Raw genomic sequence first — 6,123 nt, 5'->3', positions numbered from 1 at the left:
TGCACTTTTTACACTAAAATTTAGTCCAAAATAAAACAATTTCCTTATTTTGACTATTGAACTCAAAATATTTTTCGTCAAATACCTTGATAAGCTTGACAAACGGTAGAAAAAAGCCCACCTAAAAGGTGGGCAAGGGCATCGTTTCCGATGAGGTTAGAAGGTTCACAGCATCTAACCAAGGTCCGCTCCTGCGTTTCAATTAAATGGAGACCTCCCTAGCGTCGAATGTGACATAGTCACTACTCGGCTCATCGCATGAATCTATTCTACCATAATCTCAAGGATTTGCAAGCCTGATTACTCCATTCGTTCTTGAATGGTTACTTGTACTCTATCACCAGGCTGTTTTCCAATAGCTGCTCGAATAGCCTTTTGAACGCCAATAATGTAACAGATATTGCCTGCTTCATCCTTTACACCCATATTGACAATAGAGCCATCATAGGGATGACCATCAAATCTGGCATGCACTTTTACTCTCCCTTTACCAAACTCTTCTCGTATATCATAGGGAAAGATGACATAAGCTCCACCCTTGTCCGGTACGGGATGGATAAGGGCTTCAAATTCATAGACTTTAGACATGGCTCCTCCTAGATGTACTTACTTGCCTCACGAATGGATAAACCTGCCATTTGGGAATGGTATTTGTCAAGGAAAGCCCGCACCCAGTCAGGATTGGTCTTAGAATAATCCCGTAAGCTCCAGCCAATCGCCTTGTTGATGAAAAATTCTGTCTGATTGAGATTGTTGACCAGGATTTTCTCCAATAACTCTGTATCTGTCTTTTCTTTCTGCAAGAGTTGGTGGTCAATGGCAATTCGTCTCAGCCAGAAATCATCATCCACACTCCATTCCAAGATTGTCTCCTTGGCCTCTGGATTGTCCAACACAATCTTACCGACTAGTTTATCTAATCCATCAATACTATCCCACCAAGACTTGGTCTGAGCTAACTGTTTCAATCTTTGTAAATCAGCTAAAACCAAGTCTTTTTTCTTGGTAACCAGATAATCAATGGCAACATACTGAAACTCACGGTAGGGTTTGTCCCAGCAAGCCTCTATAAAATTCCAGTCAATCCCCTGAGCCTTAAAATCTTTGAAGAATTGCTTGGCAACTTTGCGGCGGTTAGGTGTCCGAACACCTAGAAAGTCAAAGTTATTTTTCATGTAGGCCTTCATAGGCTGGGCTTGACTGGCATCTGCCACCGCCAACAAGCGTTTTTCTAGTTCTTCAATATTCATCATTCTCACCTACCAAGGATTTTTGGAGCCAGACAATATCATGCCAGGACCCAAATTTATACCCCACCTTTTTAAAATGTGCTACCTGTTCGTAGCCCCTCTTCTCATGGAGGGAAATGGAAGCAGGATTTGGCAGGGCAATGCAGGCCAAGAAGTTCTTAAAACCACGCGCCGTCAATTCCTCTTCCAAGGCATCATAGAGCATGGAGCCGATTCCTTTTCCTCGAGCTTCTTGCTGGATATAGACAGATAATTCCACCGTCCAGTCATAGGCAGCTCGGGCATAATAGGTTGAAGCGTAGGCATAACCAAGAAGTTTCCCTTCTTCTACTGCGACCAGATAGGGAAACTTCCCCACGGTCTTTTCAATCCGACTGGCAAATTCACCCACAGTCGGTACTTGAGTCTCAAAGGTAATGGCTGTCTTTTCTACATAAGGAGCATAAATTGCCACCAGCTCTGCAGCATCCTCTAGCCGTGCTGAACGGATTTCTATCATTTAGTTCTCCAATAATTCTCTATCATAAATGGTATAGTCACAACGATAGATAATTAACCGTTTACCGTCAATCAAAAGCTCGGAAGTTTTTGGTGCATCAGATGCATAAAGGGATACCTTATCACCAACATAGGTCGCTAATGGTGTTCCATTTTGCGAACGAATCAAAACCACCTTTGCCTTACCTGTAAAATCATTTTTGAGACTAGATACCATACGGTTAACAAGCGGAATTGCACGATCGTAATTTGCAATATCTACTGTGGTCTGATACTTCGCATACAAGTCTTCCAAACCTTCTTCTGCTGCAATCAAAGATGAGCCTACGTGGTCAATTTCATAATTACCTAGTGTCACCTTCAAAACAGACGAATCCGCATTAGAAAAGCCTTCGGCATCTACTGAGTCGAATTCTTCATTCCGCGAAATCGATAAGGACTTACCAGACATTTCGTCTATTAGCTGAGAATTCTCATCAAATGTCCGAACTGTCATTTCCAAGCCAATCCATTCTTCCTTGGTATTTTTCCACCAATTTGAAATCGACTGACAGGCTGACAAAGTAAACAAGCTTGCTACGAGTACAGCACTAAGTGCTATTTTTTTATTCCATTTCATATAAAACCTCCAATGGTTGATACCTTATTGTACCATGAAAATCAGTAATGTAATATCTGAGAAACCTTTTCAAGCACAGCTTACTCTTTTTCGCTTAATAATTCTGATTAGTTCATTTCAAAGTAAGTCTTCCAAATTATCTTTCCTTATCTTACCAGCAAATAGCTAAACCAAAAAAGTGCAAAACATTATCATTCACAACAAATTGAAATCATGTCATTTCAATTTGAAAACAAGCCAAACCAATCATTTCATTGCAAAAACAATTTTTAAATAAGCAAAACAAACTGAATTGCTACTTTTAAACATTTAAATCATTGCATTTCAATGCGATTTCTTAAAAACAAAATTTTATTATAGGTAAATGTACTGTTTTGACAAGTTTTAAAAAATTTTTTAAATAATTCTATTTTTTTCTACTTATTTACGAATATATAGATGACCGGAAAAAAAGATAGTGAGGTACACAAATGAAAATCCGAATTCCATTATATGCACAACATCTGAATCAAGCAGAATTTACACAACTCATCACCAGTAGTGTTGATACCTTGAAACAATATAGTTCAGCCACCAGCGACCCCATGGTAACGGACTTAATCAAACAGCTTGAAGAATCCTTACCCTTACTGAAAAAAAGTCTTAAACAAAAACGTGGCTCAGACATGACTAGTGACTTAAACAAGGCTCTAAAGAATCGAAAGGCTGACTACTCTGCCTTTGTCAGCGGACTCAAACTCTTTAAAAATACTCGGACACCCGAGAAATTACAAGCCTATCACCGACTACAAGAACTCATTAAACTATACAAAAATACAAGGTCTACAAATATGCAAGAATCATCAGCTTTGATTGATTCTTTGCTAGCCCGACTGGCGAAGCCACCCTACTCAGAAGATATTAGCCTACTTATGTTAGATGAAGCTGTTGCCAATCTCCGTGAAAGCCATGAAAGTACTTATCGTCTCTATCTGAAAAGAAGTCAGGACACCAGCACTCGCGAAAAGATAAACAGCTTGGAGGTCAGAAAAACAGCCTTCAATCTGTACACCCTCCTTTATAGTCACTTGGTCAATAAAATAAGCTATGACCCAACGGCACCAGAGAAAATTATCCTGCAAGTCTTAAATGACATTCGTCAAGATTTTTCAGAAAGAACACGACAGAAAAATCAAACAGGAACAAATACCGCTACCATAAACATTGTAACATCCTTACCGCAAGGAAAAGAATTGGAGACAAGATAGAAAATTCCCCCTAGTCAAATGATTAGGGGGATATTATGTTTCAACAAAATCATCCTAAAAAATGATTAAAAATTAAAGACATCATTCAAATTCTCAGCCATAGTCGGATGGGTGAAAATCTGCGTTTTGAAGTAGGTATAAGGAATCTTATTGTCAATCGCCATGGCAATCAAGTTAATCAGCTCCTCTGAATTGCGACCAAAGAGAGTCGCCCCTAGAACTAGCTTACTTTCCTTATCCACGATAACCTTGAAAATACCTTTGAGGTCATTATTGACATGGGCACGCGGCATATTAGCAACAGGTAATTCATTGGCAATGTAGTCGTAACCTGCTGCCTTGGCTTCCTTCTCGGTCAGACCAACACGAGAAAGCACAGGCGTGATAAAGACGCTGGTTGGAATAGACTTACGTTGGCTCAAGCTATAAGTTCCAGTCCCAGTCAACTTGCCGAAAACGATACGGAAGTCGTCTAGGGATGTGTAAGTGAATTGTGGACCGCCATTGACATCGCCCACTGCGTAGACACCTGGAACAGTGGTTTCACAGTAGTCATCCACCTTAACAGCACCATTTTCCAAAACCTTAATCGCTGTATGTTCCAAGCCCAGATCAGCAGTGTTTGGCACACGACCTGTCGCATAGAGGACAGCATCGAAGATTGCCGTTTCGCCATTAACCGTCACGGCAACTTGCTCGCCCGCAGCTGCTACTTGCTCGATTTTCGCACCCAAGACAAAGGTCACGCCAGCTTCTTCCATATACTCCTTGGCTAGTTTAGCGACCACTTCTTCTTCTCTTGGTAAAATAGCAGAGCTGGCTTCATATACTGTCACCTGACTACCGAGTTTGCTGTAGAGTCCAGCAAATTCCAGTCCAATGTTACCACCGCCGATAATAGCCAACTTGTCAGGACGAGTGTTCAAGTTCTGAATACCTGTACTATCATAGACGTGAGCTGTGTCCAACAAACCTGGAATTGGAAGCACGCGCGACTTAGCACCTGTATTGATGACAATAGTTTCCGCAGTTAGTTGGATGGATTCCTCACCAGCTGACACTTCCACAACCTTATCCGCCACAAACCGCGCGTGTCCTTGATACAAACTAGCACCGCTGCCTTTCAAGACTGCCTCGTTTTTATTTCGCAGGCGAGTGGTGACGGTTTCCTTTTGCTCCATGACCTGCTCAAAAGTCCAGTTTTTATCTGCTGCTACCAAGAGAGTCTTGGTTGGAATACAGCCAATATTGATACAAGTCCCGCCAAACATAGCAGGATTTTCCTCAACCAAGGCAACCTTTTTCCCAGCTGCAGAAAGCTTACCTGCCAAGGTCTTACCTGCCTTGCCAAAACCAATGACTACTAAATCATATTGTTCCATAAGATACTCCTTTATTATTTTTCACCATTAGTCTATCAAAAAAGAAAATTTTTGGCACAATTCTGCTACGAGAGAGTTTTTTGTAATTTTTAACTAGAAAACACAAGAATAGTAGACAAGGGAAGACCATTTTTGATACAATGTATCCAAATACTAATCGCTTAATACAATAATAAGGAGAAAAAAATGTATAACATCGTTCAAAATTGTAAAACCTACTTCCCTATTCTGTTAGCCAGCTTTGGCTTTGTAAAAGGCTGTCAAATTATCTTTGAAGAACTGGCAACACCAAATGGCATGGAAGCCAAGTATCCCTTATTCTTGCTGACTATTTCTGTTGCTGCCCTTTATATCATTCCTCTGGTCTATTTCATCCGCTACTTGGAACAACGCTATGCTATTTCTAAAAAAGTCAGTCAGTTGAGTTGGATTTTGGGTCTGACTGCCGGAGTGGCATTTTCAGATTATGGTCACACTGCTATCGGCTACTTTTTGCTAGAGATCATTAAGGTCAGTGATGATTTTCGTTATGACTGGGGCGCTGCTGTTTCAGGTCCATTGGCAGAAGAAATCGGTAAAGGGCTAACTGTTCTACTTGTACTGCTTATTTGTAGAAAAATGACACTCAAACATGCCTTGGTCAGCGGTATGATAGCGGGTCTCAGTTTCCAAATTGTTGAAGATATCATGTTCACCTTCCGTGATATGTTTATTGGAAAATTAGATGGATTTGAGACCATTATCGGTCGTGTTGGCCAAGCTGGTTGGACTCACTGGGTATTTACCTTGCTCTTTGCCATTGGCTTAGTAGCCCTTCTCACGAAAAATACAGGTATGTCAAAAGCACAGGGAGTATTTTGGATTGGTGCTAGCTTTGGAATCCATTTTCTCTTTAATTCACCATTCAACACTGGTATCTTCCAGACGGTGTTTCCTATCTTGAGTATCCTACTTGGCTTACTTGCCTATCAAACGGTTGAGAAACTATCTGAATAGACAAAAAAATCCGCCCAATGATATACTCCCCTTATAGTGGACAGCGAAAAAACAAAAATTTTCACTAGAAACTATGAGGGGAGTTTTATTATGTCCAAAAGAAGTCCAAAATCTGTCTCTGAGAAACTAGA

7 protein-coding genes are annotated in these 6,123 nt (G+C 40.6%); 2 read left to right on the top strand and 5 right to left on the bottom strand.

Annotated features, from left to right (window positions below):
* Positions 1 to 300 precede the first annotated feature (300 nt).
* From C1E99_RS01245 to C1E99_RS01230, 4 genes are read right to left on the bottom strand one after another with little or no spacing between them, the layout of a single operon-like run.
* The gene (locus tag C1E99_RS01245) at positions 301 to 588 is read right to left on the bottom strand and encodes a DUF1905 domain-containing protein (protein ID WP_105109193.1); all 288 of its coding nucleotides are present in this window, start codon (positions 586 to 588) and stop codon (positions 301 to 303) included.
* An 8-nt stretch (positions 589 to 596) separates the two neighbouring features.
* Positions 597 to 1,250 carry a DNA alkylation repair protein gene (locus tag C1E99_RS01240; protein ID WP_105109192.1) on the bottom strand — a complete coding sequence of 218 codons (654 nt, stop codon included), beginning with the start codon at positions 1,248 to 1,250 and terminating at the stop codon, positions 597 to 599.
* Positions 1,240 to 1,749, bottom strand: a complete 510-nt coding sequence (locus tag C1E99_RS01235; RefSeq protein ID WP_105109191.1) for a GNAT family N-acetyltransferase — start codon at positions 1,747 to 1,749, stop codon at positions 1,240 to 1,242. The genes C1E99_RS01240 and C1E99_RS01235 overlap by 11 nt, the downstream gene beginning before the upstream one ends.
* Positions 1,750 to 2,367: a DUF5052 family protein gene (locus tag C1E99_RS01230; protein WP_105108009.1), complete on the bottom strand. Its 618-nt coding sequence runs from the start codon at positions 2,365 to 2,367 to the stop codon at positions 1,750 to 1,752.
* Between the two features lie 470 nt (positions 2,368 to 2,837).
* Between C1E99_RS01230 and C1E99_RS01225 the strand changes: the two genes are divergently transcribed.
* Positions 2,838 to 3,614, top strand: a complete 777-nt coding sequence (locus C1E99_RS01225) for a DUF6261 family protein (protein ID WP_105206353.1) — start codon at positions 2,838 to 2,840, stop codon at positions 3,612 to 3,614.
* A gap of 65 nt (positions 3,615 to 3,679) precedes the next feature.
* On the opposite strand, the gene C1E99_RS01220 is transcribed toward C1E99_RS01225, so the two are convergent.
* Positions 3,680 to 4,996 (bottom strand): FAD-containing oxidoreductase, encoded by a 1,317-nt coding sequence (locus tag C1E99_RS01220; RefSeq protein ID WP_105206352.1) that lies wholly within the window; start codon positions 4,994 to 4,996, stop codon positions 3,680 to 3,682.
* Positions 4,997 to 5,182: 186 nt separating this feature from the next.
* Between C1E99_RS01220 and C1E99_RS01215 the strand changes: the two genes are divergently transcribed.
* Positions 5,183 to 5,992, top strand: a complete 810-nt coding sequence (locus C1E99_RS01215) for a PrsW family glutamic-type intramembrane protease (protein ID WP_105108004.1) — start codon at positions 5,183 to 5,185, stop codon at positions 5,990 to 5,992.
* The last annotated feature ends 131 nt before the right edge of the window (positions 5,993 to 6,123 follow it).

Source organism: Streptococcus suis (assembly GCF_002964045.1).
Classification (GTDB): domain Bacteria; phylum Bacillota; class Bacilli; order Lactobacillales; family Streptococcaceae; genus Streptococcus; species Streptococcus suis_U.
This window is presented reverse-complemented; position numbering and strand designations above follow the sequence as displayed.